Source organism: Megamonas funiformis (assembly GCF_010669225.1).
Taxonomy (GTDB): domain Bacteria; phylum Bacillota; class Negativicutes; order Selenomonadales; family Selenomonadaceae; genus Megamonas; species Megamonas funiformis.
The window spans coordinates 437730-458317 of record NZ_CP048627.1 but is presented as its reverse complement, the minus strand read 5'-3'; the positions used below and the strand labels follow the sequence as shown (position 1 = coordinate 458317).

Here is a 20588-nt window from a genome sequence, read left to right as displayed (position 1 = left end):
TATAGAAGTTGCTTGTGAGAGCAATAAACAAATGGCCTTGTAGCTCAGCTGGATTAGAGTGTTTGACTACGAATCAAAAGGTCGCAGGTTCGAGTCCTGCCAAGGTCACCATTTGTAATGGGTAGGTGCCCGAGTGGTTAAAGGGAACGGACTGTAAATCCGTCGCCGTAGGCTACGATGGTTCGAATCCATCCCTGCCCACCATTTTGTAGATTAAAGCTTCGATTTTATCGGAGCTTTTTTTGTTTTATAAATATATGTATAAAAAAATTGCTTTCTAATAATTAAATTAGAAAGCAATTTTTATTTACTTATTATATTTTAAATCTTCAACTTTAACTGAGTCTGGTTCTGCAAACCAAGATAAAGCATAAACAGCAGATGAAATATAATCTATAGCATATTCATTTGTAGACCAAGAACTTACCACATCAAGATAAGATTTTGCTATAGGAATATTTCCACTGTTCAAGTATTCTGTTTGGTCTGGATCTCCACCTATAACATGATTTGGTCCACCGACAACAAGACCTGAAACATAAGCTCCTGTGCTTTCATGGATACGATTATGTGGATGTAATGGTGGATTATCTCCTACACCAGTCATAAAACTCTTATCAAGTGAATTTCTTCCAAAAAGATAATGAATTTGTGCTAGTGCTCCTTCTAAATATTCTTGTTTTGGCTTAATTTGATATGCCATTAATAAAATATCACCTTTAGTCAAAGCATTTTTAGTTGAAGCCCATGTATATTCATTTTCTTTTAAAGAACAATTAAAACCATCTGTTTTTATACTTGTACAAATATCGTCTGCATAACTAATTAAAGCATTAATAACTTTATTTTGAAGTTGCTTATCTGCATTATTAGATTTAGCATATGCAAATTGTGCTAAAGCTAAAGTATCATCCCATGTAAAAAAGCTTGGTTTATCAGTTAAACGTTTAGACTCTTTCTTCAAATAAGATTCATACTTAGCATCACCTGTTGTTCTAAACATTTCTGCAGCTAACCATAAACGTTCTTCAAGATCTGTATCTTTATTATATGGGCCTGAACCATTTTCTTGTCCTTCATCAACACGATAAATTGGTTTAGGATTTTTTTCTAAATATTGCCAAACAGCTTCAGCATTTTGTTTTAAATTTTTAGCATAATCTTTATCATATTGTTCATATACACGTGAAGCTATTGCTAAACTTGCACCATACATAGCTGAACTAGAAGTAGCTGTACTAAAAATATATCTATCTTGCTTATCTGTATCTGGAGAAATATCAAATCCTGGCCAAGTCAAACCTGATACTTTATGGAATGTACTGCCATCTTCACGTTGCATTTTTTCCATCCAGTCAAGTTCAAATTTTACCTCTGATAAAACATCTGGCATATTTGTATTATTTTCTATGCCTTTTGGAAATAACAATTGACCTTTAGTGAAATGGTCGGGATTTGCTTCATATGCTAACAATAATTCAGCACTACTTAATGCTCCTGTTGTTATATATTTACCATAATCTCCTGCATCATACCATCCACCACTAACATCTATTTTATCACCTTTATTATTTAATTTATCAGAGAAATAAACACGAGCTTCTTTATCTTGCTTATGTCCACCTTCTAATTTTAGTCCAGAAACTTTATCATCATTTATAGCAGTATTAGTTCTTGATAAAGTATATGAACGCCAACTTTGTACCATAGGTACATCATAGACATCATCACCAATTACAAAATCATATGATTCACGATTACCTACTTTTAAAATATATGTTCCTGGTACATTCAAAGAAGAAAAATCGGCTTTACGTAAAGTTTCTTCAGAAATTTTATCATATTTAGGTTCAGATAAATTTCCTTTAAATACAACTTTATTATCTTTTGTATCAATTATTTCAAAAGTAGTATCATTAGAGTCAGTTACCATTGCTACTTTTGAATAATTTGGCAGATATCCTACTTGGTCAACATGTAGCCCCATATCAGCTGCTTCTATAGGTAGTGATATCGATGAAAAACTTACCGCCATTAATCCAGATAAAATAATTTGACTGAGTTTTTTCTTATTATACATAATCAAATAACTCCTTATTCAGTAAATGGAGTATATTTTATCCATTGATATTCTGCTTTTACAGGTAAATTTTTATCATCAAATGCATTCAACCATTCATCTACACCTGTTCCACACCAAGCATTCATCATAAGTTTAGCTTTTGTTACCGGAATTGTTGTTCCTTCCAAACGATATACTTCTTTACCATCAACAAACCAAATAATTTTATCTTTATGCCATTCAAAGCCATAAGTATGGAAACTTTCAGATGCATCAAAACCTAAATCATATAAATATTCATGTCCACCTTTTCCATCACGGAAATAATTAAATTGAACTTTTGTTGTATCTTTTCCTAAAAATTCTATATCAATTTCATCCCATGGATTATTATCAGATGGACCAGTATATGTGAAGAAAGAAGATACTACACCATCATTTTTTATTGGTTTCATTGATACTTCATATTTTCCATAACCGTAAAAATCTTTACTACGAAATTCTCCACCAGAATATGGTATTTTATCAGCTTTTTTTTCTTTATCAATAATTAATTGAAGGTTTCCACCATCAAATGTAACATTTTCTTTATGCCAATTTACATTGAACATATATCCATTTGTCCATCCATCAGAAGCCTCAAATCCTTTTGGCATTCCATTTTGGAAATTCACTTCAAAAGCTTCACTTGCTTTTACATCGCTAGCTGGTGCTGCCATAACAATAGATGGTGTTACTATACTATTTGGAATTACTGTTGGTGTAATGGATAATGCCATAAGCATTGTACTAACAATAGCTTTTTTCTTTAAACTCATAAACTACACTCCTTCACTTATTCAATAGAATAATCTTCGCCATTCGTTTTAATTACTTTTTGATACCAATAAAAAGATTTTTTCGGTACGCGTTTTAATGTACCTTTTCCTTGATTATTTTTATCTACATAAATAAATCCATATCTTTTTTCCATTTCACCTGTACTTGCTGATACGAGGTCAATAGGTCCCCAAGGACAATATCCCATGAGTGTAACACCATCTTCATCTACAGCTTTTTTCATCTCAGCAATATGTTCAGAGAAATATTTTATGCGTGTATCATCTTGCACTACACCTGTTTCATCTGGATATTCATGTAAACCAATTCCGTTTTCAACAATCATCATTGGTAATTCATAACGTTCAGAAATCACGTTTAACATATAACGTAATCCAACTGGGTCAATTTGCCAACCCCAATCAGAAGCTTTTACATATGGATTTTTAACTTCTTTCCCCATATGTTCTTTACCTTCAGGATCATATTCACTGACAAAACTCATGTAATATGACAAAGCAAAATAATCTACTTTTCCACGTTCTAAAATATCAAAATCGCCATTTTCAATTTTAATATTATAACCTTTATTTTCCCATTCTTTTAATATATACATTGGATAATGTCCTCTGCATTGTACATCTGAGAAAACAAATGTACGATCCATCTCTTTCAATGCTGCCATTTGGTCCATTGGTTTACAAGTTGCTGGATATACTGGAGACATTGCTAACATACAACCAATTTGAAAATCTGGATTAATTTTATGACCTTCAATAACAGCTAATGCAGATGCCACAAATTCATGATGAGCTACTTGATATAAAACCTCATATCTATTTTCACCATCTTTATAAAGTACACCTGAATTTGTAAATGCTGTAAATTCAGTATTTACATCTCTTTGATTATTAATTTCATTAAATGTCATCCAATATTTAACTTTATCTTTATAACGTTTAAAAACAGTAACTGCAAAACGTACAAAGAAATCTACTAATTTACGATTACGCCATCCGCCATATTTAGTTACTAAATTATATGGCATTTCAAAATGAGATAAAGTAACAATTGGTTCCATTCCATAACGATGAAGTGTATCAAAAAGATCATCATAAAATTTTAAACCAGCTTCGTTTGCTTCAACTTCATCACCATTAGGAAAGATACGTGTCCATGCAATACTTGTACGAAAACATTTAAATCCCATTTTAGCAAGCAATGCGATATCTTCTTCATAATGATGATAAAAATCTATAGCTTCATGATTTGGATAAATCTTTCCTGGAACAACACCATCTGTAATTTCTCTAGGTTTATTTGGTCCACCCAAAGTCATTACATCAGCTACGCTAATTCCTTTTCCGCCTTCTTGCCAACCGCCTTCAAGTTGGTGGGCAGCTACTGCGCCACCCCATAAAAAACCTTTTGGAAATCCCATTTTTATTCTCCTTATTTTACGTTTATTTTACGATAAACATCTATAAATTCTTGTGCGATAATTTTAAAACCTTCTGCACTCATCAATTGGTCTTCTGCATGTAAAATCAATAAATTGACTACATTATCACCAGATGCTTCTTTTTGCAATAATTCATTGTGTTTATCATGACCTTCAATAAATACTTTTTCACCTTCGACAATTAATTCTTCTGCTTTTTCATAATTGCCTTTTTTAGCTTCACTAATTGCTTCTATATAACAACTACGTGCTGTTCCCACAGAAGAAATAATCTCGAATGCTATTAATTCTAAACCTTCCATTACTTACTCTCCCTTAGTCTTTCATTAAACTTTTAGCAAATGCTAAAGCACCTTTACCATCCATACGACCATACATACGCATTTCAATAGCATCAACAGGTACACCTGGTAATTCTTTTGCAATTTTGTCTTTAGAAAAACGAATTTGTGGACCAAGTAATACTACATCAGCATCTGAAGCTTTTTCCACTGCTTCTGCTGCTGAATAGGCAGCTATTTCACAATCATAATTTTCAGCTTTTGCTGCTTCCTGCATTTTTTTTACTAACATACTTGTAGACATACCAGATGCACATAATAAAACAATCTTTTTCATAATAAATTACTCCTTTTATCTATAAAATTATCTTTAAAATATTATTTATCAAAAATAGAAATCTACTTGTGTACGAATGAAATCACGTTTATATTGCTGATCTTTTTCTCCATAAATACCACTATACATATCAGCAATTTCATACATTGTTTCCCATTCTATATTTTTGGCTGGTATATATTTAAAACCAAATACCCATCCTTTAGAGCCTGGTTTCAATAAGCCCCATTCTTCATCACCCATAATATTTCCATGACGACCATAGTCAAACCAGCGCGTATAAAGTTGGAAAGAGCCTGGATCATTTAAGTTAGTCCAACGATAATTCAAACGAATAGATTTACTTGTATTTTCATCAATATCAAAAATATGTTGCGTTCCATCTGAAGCCCATTCAGCTACACGTTCTTTTTCAGCATTTGTAAGCACATAATCACCAATAAGTGTGATATTTTTCATCGGATTCCACATTGCACTCAATACCAATCCATGTGAACCAAAAGTATTTACTAACGGAGCATTTCCATTATATGGGTCATATCCTGGAGATTCATTTTTATCAATATCTAGTTGGGCATATGCTAAATTAATTTGTAAATTATCAGAAACAGGGCCTTGTACGCCTAATCCATACATAGCAAAATCATAACCTGCATCAGTTGGTTTTTGATAAAATGCTAATGCTTTTAAACCGTTATTATCTAAAGGATAATCAAGCACGATACCGTCTGTTTCATTACCCAATAATACATTTTGAAAACCTAAACCGCGCCATCTGCGCCCTACATCAACATGCAATTTATCAATATTACCTTCTGCCCAAATACGCTGAATTACACCGTCCTCATCACCATGACCTTCATGATATTGTACATCGCCGTTGGAATTAACAAATCTGGTATAACGCTGATTTGTTTCGCTTTCAAAATTAAAATTCCAATTATCATTAACCTTAAATTTACCTTTTAAATCAAGATAAAAACGATTATTATCATTTTGGTCATTATAACCTTTGATATTGTCATTATCCCAAGATACTCTACCAAAACCACTAATTTTAAAACGTTCTGCGTCTTCTTTTAATTTGGAAATATCGGATGTATTTTTATCAATTTGTGATTGCATTTGCTTCAAATCTTCGCTAAATTCTTCTTTTAATTGATTTAATACAGCTTTATCTCCTATATCTCCTTTATCTGATTTCATAGCATTAGCCACTATACTTGCCATTTCATAACGTGTCATTGTTCGATTTCCCTGAAATGTTCCATCTTTATAACCTTCAATGACACCATGTTGAGCTAAATAATCAAGTGCTTCATAAGCCCAATGACCTTTAGGAACATCACTAAAACTATCTACATTTGCATTTATATTTTCATTATCAGTAACACTAACTTTATTTTCTGAAGAAACTTTATCTGCATCAGATGTTGATTGCGCAAAAGATGTACCTGTTAATCCTAAAAATATTCCCATAGAAATAGCTAACGCTTTATTTTTCTTTAATAGCATCAATACATTCGCCCCCAAAATTAATTCTCTCTAATATACAATCTCTCAAAAAATAATTTAATAATTATTCTTCTTTTAATTCATCTTGTTCTTCTTTTAACATTGCTTTATCTTGTGCTCGTACAAACGGAAAATATATTGCTGTAGAAATAGCTAAGTTTATTATCTGTACAACAGCACCTTGCCAACCATTAAGTAAAAATCCTGCAATTATTGGAGGTGTTGTCCATGGTACTTGAACGGCACTAAAAGGAGACATGAAGCCCATGCTGATTGAAAAATATGTTACAAATAATGCTATTAAAGGTACTAACACAAATGGAACGAGTAAATATGGATTAAATACAACTGGCAAACCAAAAATAAGAGGTTCATTTATATTAAATAAACCTGGCACAAATGCCATTTTCAACAAAGATTTCATTTGTTGAGATTTAACAGTAAATATACCTGATAATAAAAGGCCTAATGTCAAACCACAACCACCACTTTTTACAAATACATCATTGACTTGAGCTGTTATAATTTTAGCTTCTGGATTATTTATAAGAGACATACCCATATCTATAAGATGCTGATTGTCTAAAGAATTTGCTATCAATAATGGACTTACTACACCACCAACAACATTTGGTCCATGAACACCAGCCCAAAACAAAATGCCCTGTAAAGCAACAATTATAGAACCACCAGCTAATGTATCAGAAAGACCTTGCAATGGTGTCTGAATAATTTTAAAGATTAATTCCGGTAATGTAATAGCTCCAAGATAATGACAAAGTCCGTATAAAACAGAAGCTACTGTAAAAAATATCATACCAGGTACTAACGCAGTAAAAGCTCTTGCTACACCTTGTGGTACAGAATCTGGCATTTTTATACCAACATTATTTTTTTCACAATAACAGAAAACATATGATACAAAAAAAGCTATAATAATTGCTGTTATAACACCATTACTACCAACCCAAGCTTTTGGTATAATATCTCCTACTAATTGACCATTTTCAGTTACTAATGATGGTGGCATTAATATTAACAATGTTGATAAAGCTAATATAGATGCCATACTAGCATCGCAACCTTCATTGCCTACAAATTTGTATGTAATTGCGACTACAACAATTAAAGCTAATACATTAAATGTACCACCCGCTACAGCATTAAATGGTGCTGTCCAATCATTACCAAATATGGATGCCATAAATTCTCCATATCCAGGAATTGGTAAGTTTGCAATCAACAAAAATACTGAACCACAAATAGTAAATGGTGTAGTCATAATAAAACCATCACGTAATGCTACTACAGCACGTATTTGTGCAAACTTGCTCATAACTTCGATAAAGCTATCAAAAAGTTTTTGTTTATCCATTTAGAATTCTCTCCTTTTCTTATACATAATTTTTTGAACTTTCCTTAAAGCAATTTTAATATATCATTAACAAAATACTGTTTCAATAGATATTGGCTAATACAAAACAATGATACAATATCATATAAAAAAATCTTTTCCACTTGTAGCAATGATACGAATTGTTTGAAAATAATCAAAATAACAATAAAAAACTGCTTATTTTAAATGTTATCTACATCAAAATAAGCAGTTTTTATTTTCATCTTAATAACGAAAATGTTTATTTAACCATTGTTCTTTTTGTTGCGAATCATGATAATCTAAACGCGTCATAAGCATGGTAAACATTATGTCTGTAACATATTTTGCACCTAAAAGAAAAACTCTAGGTCCTAATTCTTCCATTTGCTTCACACTTGCTACAGAAAAAACTACATCTGCTAAACTAGCTATTTCTGACTTAGGTGATGCTGTAATCAAAATAAAGGAAATTCCTCGTAGTTTTAATAAACGAGCAATATCTAATAACATACGATTATTCCCTGTACGACTTATGATAAATCCCAAGTGATCTTTTGAAGCACTCGTTGCCTGTAAATATTGCATAGTCATTGGAGAATGTACACTTGAGCATTTATTAGCCATGATAAAACCAGCTGAAGCAATTCTTGCTATATCTAAATTATTATCCATAGCATAAAAATCAATATGTTTAGATTTTATAAAAAGATTTAGAGCTTTTAAAAAATCTTCTGGATTAAGCATATTCCTTGTTTCTTTTAATGTATCAATTTCAATAGCTGTTACTTTATCAATTAATGAATGTATACTATCTTTAGTTGATACAACAAGTTCTTCACCTTTTGGATGATTGATATATTGCATCATTTCAGCTAAAAATTGAACTCTAAATTCTGTATATCCACTAAAACCTAATTTTTGACTAAAACGCACAATAGCAGCTGAATTTGTATACGTATTTTTACCCAATTGTCTAGTTGACATTCCAGCTAATTTCCTAAAATTTGCTAATAAATATGTTGCAATCATTATTTCTGTTTCAGAAAAATCTTTTTGTTCTTGTAATATTTTTATTAAATTTGTCACATAAAACCCTCCAATCTTTATTTATATTTGTCAAAATATAGCTTATATATTAATATTATTTAAAATTATAGTCAAATTAATATTATTTAAAATTATAGTCAATAAAATTTATAATCAAAAAATCCTAGAGCATATACTCTAGGATTTTTTATTTCATTAATTAAATTATCAATATAAAAGATGTGTTATTACATAACCTACACAGCAACCAACTGTGATACCAATAAAACCTGGAATGATAAAGCTATGATTGATTACAAATCTACCAATTCTTGTTGTTCCAGAACGGTCAAAACCAATGCAAGCCAAATCTGATGGATAAGTTGGTAAGAAGAAATTAACCATAGCAAGCAGAAATAAATGAAATGATAATAAGTGGGTCAACACCTACACTTAATGCCATAGGTACTACAATAGCTAATGCTGCTGCCTGAGAATTTACCAAATGCGAGCGTAAAGCCCCTAAATTTATTTATGGGGATATAAGCTCGCTAAAAAACAATGATTCGATATCATTGTTTTTTATTGTATTATATTTTTAATAGTTATATAATACTTTTATGAAATATAAATCAAATAATAATATAGTATATTCTTGTAAATATCATGTAGTATTTTGTCCTAAATATCGTAGAAAAGTGTTGAACAATGGTGTTGATGAACGATTAAAGGAGTTGATTAATAATATTTGTCAGGAGCTTCACGTCGATTTAATCGAGATGGAAGTAATGCCAGACCATGTTCATTTGCTTTTAGAAGTTGCTCCACAATTTGGTATACATAAAGTTGTTAAACGAATAAAAGGAATATCTTCAAGAATACTTCGAGAAGAATTTTCATGGTTAAAATCAAGGCTACCAACATTGTGGACGAATTCATATTTTGTATCTACAGTTGGTGGAGCACCAATATCAATTATTAAACAGTATATAGAAAGTCAAAAGCGTTCAGAATAAATAAATGATAAAAAGGCAGGTGATTGTAGTGAAGACATATTGTTTTAAATTGTATAAGGCAAAAAGGAATAAAAAACTTCATAAAGTTATTAATATAGCTGGAATTATCTACAATCACTGTATTGCTTTGCATAAAAGATATTATCGTTTATTTAAAAAATCTCTTAATATCTATAAGCTTCAAAAACATTTAACTAAACTTAAGAAAATAGGTAAATTTAGCTATTTTAAAGAAGTAGGTTCGCAAGCTATTCAAGATATAACTCAAAGAATAGACCGTGCTTATAAATTGTTTTTTAGGAATTTAAAACATAAAATTCGTACAGCACCACCATCTTTTAAAAAGATACGAAAATATAAATCATTCACGCTCAAACAAGCAGGTTGGAAACTCTTAAAGGATAATGCGATAGAAATTAATAAACAAAAATACAAATATTTTAAAAGTAGAGATATTGAAGGAATAGTTAAAACAATAACAATTAAACGTGATACTTTAGGTGATATATATCTTTATTTTGTTTGTGAAACTAACGAGAATAAAGTTTTAGCAAGAACAGGTAAAAGCGTCGGCTATGACTTTGGACTTAAACAGTTTTTAACTGCATCGGATAATGAAGATATAAAAGCACCTTTATTTTTTAAACAAAATGCTAATGATATAAAAAAAGCTAATAGAATATTATCTAGAAAAAAGAAGACTTCTAATCATCGTAGATTAGCAAAAATAGCTCTTGCCAGATTGCATAAGAAAATATCTAATCAACGTAAAGATTTTCATTTTAAATTAGCAAATAAAATTTGTAGTGAATATGCTTTAATCTGCATAGAAGATTTGAATATAAAAGGAATGCAAAAACGTTGGGGTAGAAAAATATCTGACTATGGATTTAGTGAATTTATAAAAATTCTTGAATATAAAGCGAGAGAAATTGGCTCAATAGTGCAAAAGATAGATAGATACTATCCAAGTTCGCAAATTTGTCATGTTTGTGGTACAAAAAATCCTGAAACTAAAAATTTGGCAGTTCGTGAGTGGATTTGCGCAAAGTGCAAAACCAGCCACGATAGAGATAGAAATGCTGCTATAAATATATGGAAGGTTGGGGCATCAACCTTCTTTGGAGAGATATAGTAAGACCTGCTATTTTAGTAGGCAAGTATCGTTTTTATCCAAGAATCCCCTGCATTTAGGCATGGGGAGTATGTCAACAATTTAGATATTAAGAATAAAACAATTGCATAAGTCCAAGGATAATCTAAAACAATCTGTCCCAAAGTTTCTTTGAATTCTGGTAAATATGCACCGAAATAAGTTTCTGCCATCCATGCTACGCCATATACAGAAACAATAGCTACCATACCAGATTTAAAAACAGAACCATTTGTTACATCACTAACTTTAACTTTGCAAATAAGTAATTATACTATTTTAAAACCTAATTCTTGTATCATCTTCATATCTGTATCAATAGAAATACCACTTGTTGTGAGCATATCACCAGAAATAACAGCATTAGCTCCTGACTGCAAACAAGCTTTACCTTTATCTGTAAATAATCCTCTACCACCAGCTAGACGAATAAATAAATCCGGTAAAATAAAACGATAAATAGCTACTATTCTTTGCATATCTTCATCAGTAAGTGGCTTATTATGTTCGTATGGTGTTCCTGGTATAGGATTTAGACGATTTATAGGCACAGAATTTACATTTAAATTTCGTATTTCTAAAGCCATATCTATTCTATCTTCCATGGTTTCACCTATTCCCATGATACCACCACTACAAACACTCATACCTGCTCTTTGCGCAGCTTTTATTGCTTCTACTTTATCTTCAAAAGTATGCGTAGTACAAACTTTATCAAAATGATTTCTTGAGGTTTCTAAATTATTATGAATTCTTTCTACGCCCACATCATTTAATTTTTTAAATTGAGCTTCATTCAATAAACCACCAGAAACACATAATTTTATTTTACATTTTTTATGTACTTCATCTAAAGAATTTGCCAATTTATCTATTTCTTCATCACTTAATCTCTTGCCTGAAGTTACTACTGCATAACGTGCTACGCCTTTACTATAATTATACTGTGCTTCTTCTAAAATAGGCTTCGTATTTAACAATGGATAAGTTTCTATTTTTGTAGTATAATGAGCTGACTGTGCACAATATTTACAATCCTCGGAACATCTACCAGATTTTCCATTAATAATAGTGCAAATATCAAAATCATCACCGCAAAAATATTTTCTTATTTCATTTGCGGCTGTAGACAATTCATCTAATGGAGCTTTCACTAAATCTAAAGCTTCCTGTTTATTAATTTTATAACCATTTAGTATTTTTTCTTTTAAATCATTTACACAATTCATTTGTTATCACCTTAAATCTTTTATATAAATATAATTAAACCATTATATTTATATAATGTCAACTTTTGAAAAATCTAGGTTAACAAATTATATAATCATTTAAGAAAGGAATTTTATGAACTCAACAGATATTTTACAAACACATGGTGCAAATCTCTATGAAATCACTTTTAACCTATTATCTAATTCTAAATTAGCAGAATTTATCCCTAATAAAAACAGTACAATTATTATTAAGCCTGATATAAAATATATCAATAATACACTATACTCTACTTCTCCAGTAATCTTAACTACAATAATCAAATACCTACAAGACAATAATTTTACTAATATCAATCTTGCATTAGGTTCTTTAATCGATGATGATTTAGAACAATTATTAATAACTTGTAAATACGATAAAATTGTAGATAAATTAAATATTCCTGTATATGGTCTTAAGGATAAAGATTACACTACAAAAACTATTGGTGGTATCGAATATAAATTAATAGATAAAGTCATCAATGCCGACTTTTTTATTAATTTAGTTACTTCTTCACCAAATGAAACAACTATACTACACAATGCATTACAGGCTATGCAAAATATCTTGCACACCCAAAATCGCTCTTTATTCACTACAGACAATTTTTATAAAGCAATCTGCTTTTTAAATTATTTAATTAAAGCTAACTTCACATTAGTAGAAATAGATAGTTTATCTGATATCCAAGCAGATAAACATATGTATGCTACTATAGATAATTTATTAGCTGATGCTTATTATGCTCAAAATCTAGGCTATAAACCATTTGATATCGAATATATTGAACTAGCATCTAAATTAAATATAGGCTGTGCTGATATCAATAAAGCTAATATCATTAATTTAATAGATAATACTGTTACTTGTGATAATAATTCAAAATTAGCCTCTCATATCAATACTTCTAGCCCTTGCGAGCAATGTTATCAAAATTTACTGCAAGCACTCTCCTTATTAGATAAAGATAATTTACTTGATAAATTACCCACAAAATTATTCATTGGTCAAGGTTGGCGAGAATTTAGTGAAAATGGCATTGGCATAGGTCGTTGCACTAGCAAATTTGAAAATTATGTTAGAGGTTGCCCACCAAGCCCTCAAAAAACTTATGAATTTCTAAAAGAATTTATTTGTAATAATCAAAATGCATAAAGAATAAATAAAAGCTCTATAAGTTAAATACTACAAATAACTTATAGAGCTTCTTTTCTATTATATTAATATATCAATACCATCTTGTTAATGGTAATTCATTATTTACGCCTTTAGTAACTAAAATTTGATGTAAATCTATACCACCTATATGGAAATTTGCTGCACAGGCATTTAAATATAAATCCCACATGCGAATAAATTTTTCATCAAACATTTCACTGATTTTATCTAAATGATTATGAAAATTATCTGCCCAACAAAGTAAAGTTTTTTCATAATGGCGACGCAAATTTTCAATATCAAGAATATGGAAATCATCATTTCCCATACTAGAAACGATTTCCCTGAGACTTGGTATCACTCCACCTGGGAAAATATATTTTTTCATCCAACTATCAGTTTCCATCTCTTTTAATTGACTGATGAAATGCAATAAATACAAACCTTTATCTTTTAATACTGCATTTATACAATCATTGAATAACTGATAATTTTCCCTACCAACATGTTCTAGCATACCTACACTAACAACCCTATCAAAAGTTTTTCCCCATTTTGGTAAATCTCGATAATCCATCAATTCAACTGTTAAATAATCTTCTAAATGTTCTTTTTGTATACGCGATTTAAATTCTTTATATTGTTCACGACTTAAAGTAATGCCTGTACCTTTTACCTTATATTTTTTAGCAGCTTCGATGAGTAAAAAGCCCCAACCACAGCCAATATCTAATAGGCTCATACCTTCTTTTAAATATAATTTCGATAAAATATAATCCACTTTATTCACTTGTGCTTGATATAAAGTATCATCTTCATTTTTAAAATAAGCACAAGAATAACTCATTGTTTCATCTAACCATAATTTATAGAAATCATTACCTATATCATAATGAGATTGAACTTGCTTTTCTTGACTTTCTTTAGAATTAGATGGATGAATTATTTTATCTAGCAAAGTTTCATTTAAAGAAAATTTATCCATTTGACCTAAAAAATGAATTAAAGCATCATATAAATTTCCTTCAATGGTTAAATCTCCATTCATATAAGCTTCACCTAAAGCGATAGACGTACTATTAAGTAAATCCATTATAGGTATTGTCTTTTTAAAGTCCACTACAAAAGTTGGTTCACCTTTACCTACTAAATATTGATTATCTTTAAATTTTAAAAGAAATGGATTTTTATCAAATTTATTAAAAAAATGAACCATAGCCTTTTCTTCTAATTTATCAAACATAATAGCACCTCTCAATATCCTTCATAAAAAACTATAAACTACTAATATAAATTAGTAGTTTAAAATTTCACAAATAGTATTATTTTTAAGTTACTAATATATAAATATTTGATTAGTTAACTTTATACTTATACTATACCTGTCTATAACTATTGTCAATTAGATAAAATCTAATAAGTTTGATAAAAAAATTTTAGGTTTGTTTTCGACAATAAAAAATGCTTTTTAAAATCTAGATTTTTAATCTGGACTTTAAAAAGCATTCTTAAATCTATATAAAAACTCTTTATTAAGAGTTGAATAACCATGGTGACGCGTATGGGATTCGAACCCATGAAGCCGCCGTGAAAGGGCGGTGTCTTAACCACTTGACCAACGCGCCATATTTAATTTTCCTACAGACATAAAAAAAGCTGATATCACATTGGTATCAGTTCATTCTTTAAATTAATGGTGCGGTTGATGGGACTTGAACCCATACGACCATTGATCACTACCCCCTCAAAGTAGCGCGTCTGCCAATTCCGCCACAACCGCATATACTCTTTAATGGTGCGGCCGAGTGGATTTGAACCACCATGAGGTATCCCCCACTAGCGCCTGAAGCTAGCGCGTCTGCCATTTCGCCACGACCGCAAAGGGCAAAAATAACAAATGATGGTGATTGGTGCCGAGGACCGGAATCGAACCGGTACGGTTATCACTAACCGCGGGATTTTAAGTCCCGTGCGTCTGCCAGTTCCGCCACCCCGGCATTATTCACTTCTTTATTCTCGTCGAGAACATTTAATATGTTACCATATCGTTTTGTTCTTGTCAAGAACTTTTTTAAAGTTTTTTCAAACTTTTTTGATGGAGCGGGTGATGGGAATCGAACCCACGTAACTAGCTTGGAAGGCTAGGGCTCTACCATTGAGCTACACCCGCATTTCATGGAGCTGGCGAGAGGAATCGAACCCCCAACCTGCTGATTACAAGTCAGCTGCTCTGCCAATTGAGCTACACCAGCATGTTATAAAATGGTGCCTCAGAGCGGAATCGAACCACTGACACGGGGATTTTCAGTCCCCTGCTCTACCGACTGAGCTACCGAGGCAAATGGCGACCCGAAGGGGACTTGAACCCCTGACCTCCGCCGTGACAGGGCGGCATTCTAACCAACTAAACTACCGGGCCATCTTAACCTTTATTGCTGTTTTTTCTCTGTGAGTTGTTGTCTCACGAGCCAGCTTCTACAGTATATTATTTTAAAACCATTTTGTCAACACTTTTTTTGAAAAAAATTAAAAAAAGTTATCGTTTTTATTTTTCCAGATTAAACGCCATTATTTTTCAACAAAAAACTTCCTTATTATAAATATAGTAAAATTTATATTATCATCTCTTTTTGAAAATAAAATCTTCATTTTCATCACTTATTTCTATTTAATTTTACTTTTCTATTCAATTTCAGCTAAAAAATTCATTCTTTTTTTCTAAAATCAATAAAAAAATCCTCAAAAGTGAATACTATTCATTTTGGTAAATTTTTTATTCTATGATATAATACATATGCACAATAATAACTATTTAAAGCTTATATTTCTAATTTCTAAAGTATTAATAAATATATATTTTATAGGTGGTGTTATCTTGAATTTTTCGTATAAACTTGGTATTGATATCGGTTCTACTACTATAAAATTAGTTGTCTTAGACAACGATAATCAAGTAGTTTATAAGAAATACATGCGTCATTTATCAGAAATTTATAAATCCATGCACGATAATATGATTTTATTATCAGATACATTAAAAAATCATAAATTTACCTGTGCAATAACTGGCTCTGCCGGTATGGGTATGGCTAACAATTTAAACATGCCTTTTGTTCAAGAAGTAATTGCTTGTTCTAAAGCTGTTAAAAATTGGATACCTCAAACTGATGTAGCTGTAGAGTTAGGCGGTGAAGATGCTAAAATCACTTATTTTGGCTCTGCACCAGAACAACGTATGAATGGTGTTTGTGCAGGTGGCACAGGTTCATTTATTGACCATATGGCTTCACTTTTAAATACTGATGCTATGGGTTTAAATGAATTAGCTCAAAAAGGCACTCAAATTTATACTATTGCTTCTCGTTGTGGTGTTTTTGCTAAAACAGATGTTCAAGCATTATTAAATGATGGTGTTTCTAAAGCCGATATTGCTCTTTCTATCTTACAAGCTGTAGTTAATCAAACTATCGGTAACTTAGCACAAGGACGTCCACTTGAAGGTAATATAGCCTTTTTAGGTGGCCCTTTATATTTCTTAACTCAATTAAAAGAACGCTTTATTAAAACTTTAAAACTAACCGATGAACATATTGTCAATGTTGATGATGGTTGTTATTTTGTTGCTATAGGTTGCGCTTTAAGCGATAATGCGATTGAAATGACATATGATGAATTAATGCAACGTTTAAATAATTGCAGTAAATCATCTACAGAAACTGAATCTGTAGCCTTTACATTATTTAAAAATGAACAAGAATATAATGAGTTTAAGCAACGTCATAATAAAGATGTTGTAAAAAAAGCTTCATTATCAGATTATCAAGGACCTCTATACATAGGTATTGATGCTGGTTCTACTACTACAAAATTAGTCGCAATTAGTAAAGATCGTGAAATATTATATTCTTCCTATGGCAGTAATAATGGCTCACCATTAAAAACTGTATTAGATGAAATAAAAGCTCTATATGAAATTATTCCTCCTAATGCTTATATTGCTACTGTTGGTACGACTGGCTATGGAGAACATATCGTCAAAGCTGCTCTTCATGCAGATTTTGGCGAGGTAGAAACTTTTGCTCACTTGCGTGCAGCTCGTGAATTTTGTCCTGATGTATCTTGCGTTCTAGATATCGGTGGACAAGATATGAAATGCTTCTATGTAAATAAAGGCAATATCGGACAAATCATTTTAAACGAAGCTTGCTCTGCTGGCTGTGGTTCTTTCATTCAAAACTTCGCTCAAGGCTTAAATATGGAAGTCAGCGATTTTGCTAATAAAGGCTTAACTGCTAAAAATCCAGTAGATTTAGGTACTCGTTGTACTGTTTTCATGAATTCTCGTGTAAAACAAGCACAAAAAGAAGGAGCTTCTGTAAATGATATTTCTGCTGGTATAGCTCTTTCCGTTATCAAAAATGCTTTATTTAAAGTAATCCAAGTCAAAGATGTATCTGAACTTGGCGATAATATCGTAGTTCAAGGTGGTACATTCTATAATGATGCTGTACTTCGTTCTATGGAATTATTGTTAAATAAAAATGTAATCCGTCCAGATATCTCTGGCTTAATGGGTGCTTATGGTATTGCACTTTTAGCTATAGAACGTCAACAAGAAAAATCTTCTATTTTAACCAAAGAAGAATTAAAAGATTTCCATATGGAAACAAAAACTTACCGCTGTCATGGCTGTGGTAATAACTGTCTAATCACAACACAAATTTTCCCTGATGGCAATCGCTATTCTACAGGAAATCGCTGTGAAAAAGGCATTGGAAAACAAGTGGCTAAAGAAGATAAAGCACCTAATATTTATAAATATAAATATCATCGTTTATTTGAATACTATAAACCACTTCTTAATGCGCCAAAAGGACGCATAGGTATTCCACGTGTACTCAATATGTATGAAGATTTTCCATTCTGGTTTACTTTCTTCACTTTATTAGGTTATGAAGTAGTATTATCTGGTAAATCTTCAGCTCAGTTATATTGTAAAGGTATGTCTACTATTCCTTCTGACTCTTTATGTTATCCAGGAAAATTAGTACATGGTCATATCATGGATTTAATTGAAAAAGGTATCACTACTATCTTTTATCCATGTATCCCTTATAATATGAAAGACCCTCTTCATGCCTCCGATAACAATTATAACTGTCCTATTGTCGCTTCTTATGCTGAAAATATCCGCGCTAATATGGATATTCTCCGCCAGAAAAATATAAATTTCCTTCAACCATTCTTACCAATAAATAATAAAAAAGCTTTGATTAAACGTTTACAAGAAGAGTTATCTTCTTTAAATATCCCTAAAAAAGACTTAATCGAAGCAGTAGAAAAAAGTTATCAGGAATTAGATAAATATAAAGAAGACATTCGCAATTATGGTGAAAACATCATCAAAGAAGCAACTGATAAAAAAATGCCAATTGTCGTTTTAGCTGGTAGACCATACCATGTTGACCCTGAAATCAATCATGGAATTCCTGAAATGATTCAATCTTACGGTATTGCAATTTTATCTGAAGATGCTCTTTATCATTTAGATTGCCCAGAAGATAGCTTAGATATCGTAAATCAATGGAGCTATCATGCTAGATTGTATCATGCTGCTAGTTATGTAGCTCGCCACAAAGAAATGACTTTAATTCAATTCAGTTCCTTTGGTTGTGGTCTTGATGCTATCACTACTGGTCAAGTACGTGAAATCTTAGAACAACATGGCGATATCTACACCATGATAAAATTAGATGAAGTAAGTAACCTTGGTGCAGCTCGTATACGTATTCGTTCTCTCATGGCTGCATGGAAATATGGCTTTGCCCAAATTGACGAAATTGAACCACCAAAACAACGTGCTTATTTCAGCAAAGAATGTCAAGAAGAACATACTATCTTGGCACCGCAAATGTCCCCTAAACATTTTGATTTCATTCAACATGCTTGTAAAAAATCTGGTATGAAAATCGTCATTCCGCCAATGCCTACACAAGAAGATATTGATTTAGGTCTACGCTATGTCAATAATGATATGTGCTATCCTGCAATCGTAGTCATTGGTCAATTATTAAAAGCATTAAAATCAGGCGAATATGATGTAAATAATACTTCAATCATGCTTTTCCAAACATGTGGTGCTTGCCGTGCTACAAACTATTTAAATTTAATGCGTAAAGCTTTAGAAAATGCCGGCTTAAGCCAAGTTCCTGTATTTGCTTGTGTTGGTCGTGAAACAGATGATTTCAAATTAAAAACAGAAATCTGGCTTGATGTTGTCAAAGCTACTATTTACGCTGACTTATTAATTCGCTTATCCAATAGAACAAGACCTTATGAAAAAGTAGCTGGCTCTGTTGATGTCTTATATAATAAATGGCGTAAAATCTTCATGGACGAAATCACTAATGGCAATTATATTAAATTCAGCAATAATATCAAAAAAGCTGTAAAAGAATTTGATGAAATCGCTCTCAATGAAGATGCGATAAAACCAAAAGTAGGTATCGTTGGCGAAATTCTTGTTAAATATCACCCAACTGCCAATAATCATGTAGAAAAAATTCTCTTTGATGAAGGTGCTGAAGTTGTAACACCTGATTTAATGGATTTCTTCATGTACATGGCATATGATGATATCGTAAAATATAAAATGCTCGATGGTAAATGGATAGATAAAGCTAAATCAGAAATTTTCATCAAAGTACTTGAATTTTTCCGCAAGCCTATGTGCAAAGCACTTCGTGCTAGCAAACGCTTCACTGCTCCATATACTATTAAAGAAATAGCTAAATTAACTACTCCTCATGTTTCTTTAGGTAATATGGCTGGTGAAGGTTGGTTCTTAACTGGTGAAATGGCAAAACTAATCCAAGAAGGTGTAGATAATATCATTTGTTTACAACCATTTGGTTGCTTGCCAAATCACATCACAGGAAAAGGTATGATACGTGAACTCATGCGTACACATGATGGTGTAAATATCGTAGCTATTGACTGTGATGCTGGTATCAGTGAGGTAAACCAGTTAAATCGTATAAAATTAATGCTTTCTGTAGCTAAAGAAAAAATCGCTGAGCAAGACCATAAAGCTCTATAAAAAAAATTGATAAAGTAATTAACAA

At 31.4% G+C, this 20588-nt stretch carries 15 protein-coding genes, 10 tRNA genes and 1 pseudogene; 6 read left to right on the top strand and 20 right to left on the bottom strand.

Going from position 1 to position 20588, the window contains the following annotated elements:
• The first annotated feature begins 33 nt into the window (after positions 1 to 33).
• Together GXM21_RS02310 and GXM21_RS02305 are read left to right on the top strand one after the other, a co-directional pair.
• Positions 34 to 111, top strand: a tRNA-Arg gene (locus tag GXM21_RS02310).
• 8 nt (positions 112 to 119) lie between these two features.
• A tRNA-Tyr gene (locus tag GXM21_RS02305) sits at positions 120 to 204 on the top strand.
• A 103-nt stretch (positions 205 to 307) separates the two neighbouring features.
• On the opposite strand, the gene GXM21_RS02300 is transcribed toward GXM21_RS02305, so the two are convergent.
• The 9 genes and pseudogenes from GXM21_RS02300 to GXM21_RS02260 all read right to left on the bottom strand — a co-directional run.
• A complete protein-coding gene (locus GXM21_RS02300; RefSeq protein ID WP_008538805.1) occupies positions 308 to 2080 on the bottom strand; it encodes a glycoside hydrolase family 9 protein in 1773 nt (590 codons plus the stop codon).
• Between the two features lie 14 nt (positions 2081 to 2094).
• On the bottom strand, positions 2095 to 2880 hold the full coding sequence (gene bglS / locus GXM21_RS02295) for a beta-glucanase (RefSeq protein WP_008538812.1): 786 nt from the start codon (positions 2878 to 2880) through the stop codon (positions 2095 to 2097).
• A gap of 17 nt (positions 2881 to 2897) precedes the next feature.
• A complete protein-coding gene (locus GXM21_RS02290) occupies positions 2898 to 4322 on the bottom strand; it encodes a 6-phospho-beta-glucosidase (RefSeq protein ID WP_008538813.1) in 1425 nt (474 codons plus the stop codon).
• Positions 4323 to 4333: 11 nt separating this feature from the next.
• On the bottom strand, positions 4334 to 4645 hold the full coding sequence (locus GXM21_RS02285) for a PTS sugar transporter subunit IIA (protein WP_008538814.1): 312 nt from the start codon (positions 4643 to 4645) through the stop codon (positions 4334 to 4336).
• 13 nt (positions 4646 to 4658) lie between these two features.
• Positions 4659 to 4961, bottom strand: a complete 303-nt coding sequence (locus tag GXM21_RS02280; RefSeq protein ID WP_008538815.1) for a PTS sugar transporter subunit IIB — start codon at positions 4959 to 4961, stop codon at positions 4659 to 4661.
• 48 nt (positions 4962 to 5009) lie between these two features.
• The gene (locus GXM21_RS02275; RefSeq protein ID WP_008538818.1) at positions 5010 to 6476 is read right to left on the bottom strand and encodes an S-layer homology domain-containing protein; all 1467 of its coding nucleotides are present in this window, start codon (positions 6474 to 6476) and stop codon (positions 5010 to 5012) included.
• A 64-nt stretch (positions 6477 to 6540) separates the two neighbouring features.
• A complete protein-coding gene (locus GXM21_RS02270; RefSeq protein WP_008538820.1) occupies positions 6541 to 7851 on the bottom strand; it encodes a PTS sugar transporter subunit IIC in 1311 nt (436 codons plus the stop codon).
• 246 nt (positions 7852 to 8097) lie between these two features.
• Positions 8098 to 8940: a MurR/RpiR family transcriptional regulator gene (locus tag GXM21_RS02265; RefSeq protein WP_008538822.1), complete on the bottom strand. Its 843-nt coding sequence runs from the start codon at positions 8938 to 8940 to the stop codon at positions 8098 to 8100.
• Between the two features lie 168 nt (positions 8941 to 9108).
• Positions 9109 to 9397: pseudogene (locus GXM21_RS02260) on the bottom strand (anaerobic C4-dicarboxylate transporter); the annotation flags it as partial.
• A gap of 103 nt (positions 9398 to 9500) precedes the next feature.
• On the opposite strand from GXM21_RS02260, the gene tnpA reads away from it, so the two are divergent.
• Complete coding sequence (tnpA, locus tag GXM21_RS02255; protein ID WP_163604665.1) at positions 9501 to 9896, top strand: IS200/IS605 family transposase; 396 nt, start codon at positions 9501 to 9503, stop codon at positions 9894 to 9896.
• 28 nt (positions 9897 to 9924) lie between these two features.
• Entirely contained in the window at positions 9925 to 11031 is a 1107-nt protein-coding gene (locus tag GXM21_RS02250) for an RNA-guided endonuclease InsQ/TnpB family protein (RefSeq protein WP_039881338.1), read from the top strand.
• A 14-nt stretch (positions 11032 to 11045) separates the two neighbouring features.
• On the opposite strand, the gene GXM21_RS02245 is transcribed toward GXM21_RS02250, so the two are convergent.
• On the bottom strand, positions 11046 to 11258 hold the full coding sequence (locus tag GXM21_RS02245) for an anaerobic C4-dicarboxylate transporter family protein (protein WP_008538825.1): 213 nt from the start codon (positions 11256 to 11258) through the stop codon (positions 11046 to 11048).
• A 60-nt stretch (positions 11259 to 11318) separates the two neighbouring features.
• On the bottom strand, positions 11319 to 12278 hold the full coding sequence (gene bioB, locus GXM21_RS02240) for a biotin synthase BioB (protein ID WP_008538826.1): 960 nt from the start codon (positions 12276 to 12278) through the stop codon (positions 11319 to 11321).
• Positions 12279 to 12393: 115 nt separating this feature from the next.
• On the opposite strand from bioB, the gene GXM21_RS02235 reads away from it, so the two are divergent.
• The gene (locus tag GXM21_RS02235; protein WP_008538827.1) at positions 12394 to 13461 is read left to right on the top strand and encodes a DUF362 domain-containing protein; all 1068 of its coding nucleotides are present in this window, start codon (positions 12394 to 12396) and stop codon (positions 13459 to 13461) included.
• A gap of 73 nt (positions 13462 to 13534) precedes the next feature.
• On the opposite strand, the gene GXM21_RS02230 is transcribed toward GXM21_RS02235, so the two are convergent.
• The 9 genes from GXM21_RS02230 to GXM21_RS02190 form a co-directional block, all read right to left on the bottom strand.
• Complete coding sequence (locus tag GXM21_RS02230) at positions 13535 to 14707, bottom strand: SAM-dependent methyltransferase (protein WP_008538829.1); 1173 nt, start codon at positions 14705 to 14707, stop codon at positions 13535 to 13537.
• Positions 14708 to 15014: 307 nt separating this feature from the next.
• A tRNA-Glu gene (locus GXM21_RS02225) sits at positions 15015 to 15089 on the bottom strand.
• A 69-nt stretch (positions 15090 to 15158) separates the two neighbouring features.
• Positions 15159 to 15244, bottom strand: a tRNA-Leu gene (locus GXM21_RS02220).
• A gap of 13 nt (positions 15245 to 15257) precedes the next feature.
• Positions 15258 to 15343: transfer RNA gene (locus tag GXM21_RS02215), tRNA-Leu, on the bottom strand.
• Positions 15344 to 15372: 29 nt separating this feature from the next.
• A tRNA-Leu gene (locus GXM21_RS02210) sits at positions 15373 to 15461 on the bottom strand.
• A 99-nt stretch (positions 15462 to 15560) separates the two neighbouring features.
• Positions 15561 to 15634, bottom strand: a tRNA-Gly gene (locus GXM21_RS02205).
• Between the two features lie 6 nt (positions 15635 to 15640).
• Positions 15641 to 15716: transfer RNA gene (locus GXM21_RS02200), tRNA-Thr, on the bottom strand.
• Between the two features lie 11 nt (positions 15717 to 15727).
• A tRNA-Phe gene (locus GXM21_RS02195) sits at positions 15728 to 15803 on the bottom strand.
• Between the two features lie 3 nt (positions 15804 to 15806).
• Positions 15807 to 15883 (bottom strand) — tRNA-Asp (locus GXM21_RS02190).
• A 456-nt stretch (positions 15884 to 16339) separates the two neighbouring features.
• Here GXM21_RS02190 and GXM21_RS02185 point away from each other — a divergent pair.
• The gene (locus GXM21_RS02185; protein WP_008538830.1) at positions 16340 to 20563 is read left to right on the top strand and encodes a 2-hydroxyacyl-CoA dehydratase; all 4224 of its coding nucleotides are present in this window, start codon (positions 16340 to 16342) and stop codon (positions 20561 to 20563) included.
• Positions 20564 to 20588: the final 25 nt, after the last annotated feature.

Bases quoted from the DNA above. Each gene is read 5' to 3' on its own strand.
- GXM21_RS02245 (WP_008538825.1), bottom strand. From the start codon at position 11,258: ATGGTAGCTATTGTTTCTGTATATGGCGTAGCATGGATGGCAGAAACT.
- GXM21_RS02285 (WP_008538814.1), bottom strand. From the start codon at position 4,645: ATGGAAGGTTTAGAATTAATAGCATTCGAGATTATTTCTTCTGTGGGA.
- bioB (WP_008538826.1), bottom strand. From the start codon at position 12,278: ATGAATTGTGTAAATGATTTAAAAGAAAAAATACTAAATGGTTATAAA.
- GXM21_RS02235 (WP_008538827.1), top strand. From the start codon at position 12,394: ATGAACTCAACAGATATTTTACAAACACATGGTGCAAATCTCTATGAA.
- GXM21_RS02270 (WP_008538820.1), bottom strand. From the start codon at position 7,851: ATGGATAAACAAAAACTTTTTGATAGCTTTATCGAAGTTATGAGCAAG.
- GXM21_RS02280 (WP_008538815.1), bottom strand. From the start codon at position 4,961: ATGAAAAAGATTGTTTTATTATGTGCATCTGGTATGTCTACAAGTATG.
- GXM21_RS02290 (WP_008538813.1), bottom strand. From the start codon at position 4,322: ATGGGATTTCCAAAAGGTTTTTTATGGGGTGGCGCAGTAGCTGCCCAC.
- GXM21_RS02300 (WP_008538805.1), bottom strand. From the start codon at position 2,080: ATGTATAATAAGAAAAAACTCAGTCAAATTATTTTATCTGGATTAATG.
- bglS (WP_008538812.1), bottom strand. From the start codon at position 2,880: ATGAGTTTAAAGAAAAAAGCTATTGTTAGTACAATGCTTATGGCATTA.
- GXM21_RS02275 (WP_008538818.1), bottom strand. From the start codon at position 6,476: ATGCTATTAAAGAAAAATAAAGCGTTAGCTATTTCTATGGGAATATTT.
- GXM21_RS02230 (WP_008538829.1), bottom strand. From the start codon at position 14,707: ATGTTTGATAAATTAGAAGAAAAGGCTATGGTTCATTTTTTTAATAAA.
- tnpA (WP_163604665.1), top strand. From the start codon at position 9,501: ATGAAATATAAATCAAATAATAATATAGTATATTCTTGTAAATATCAT.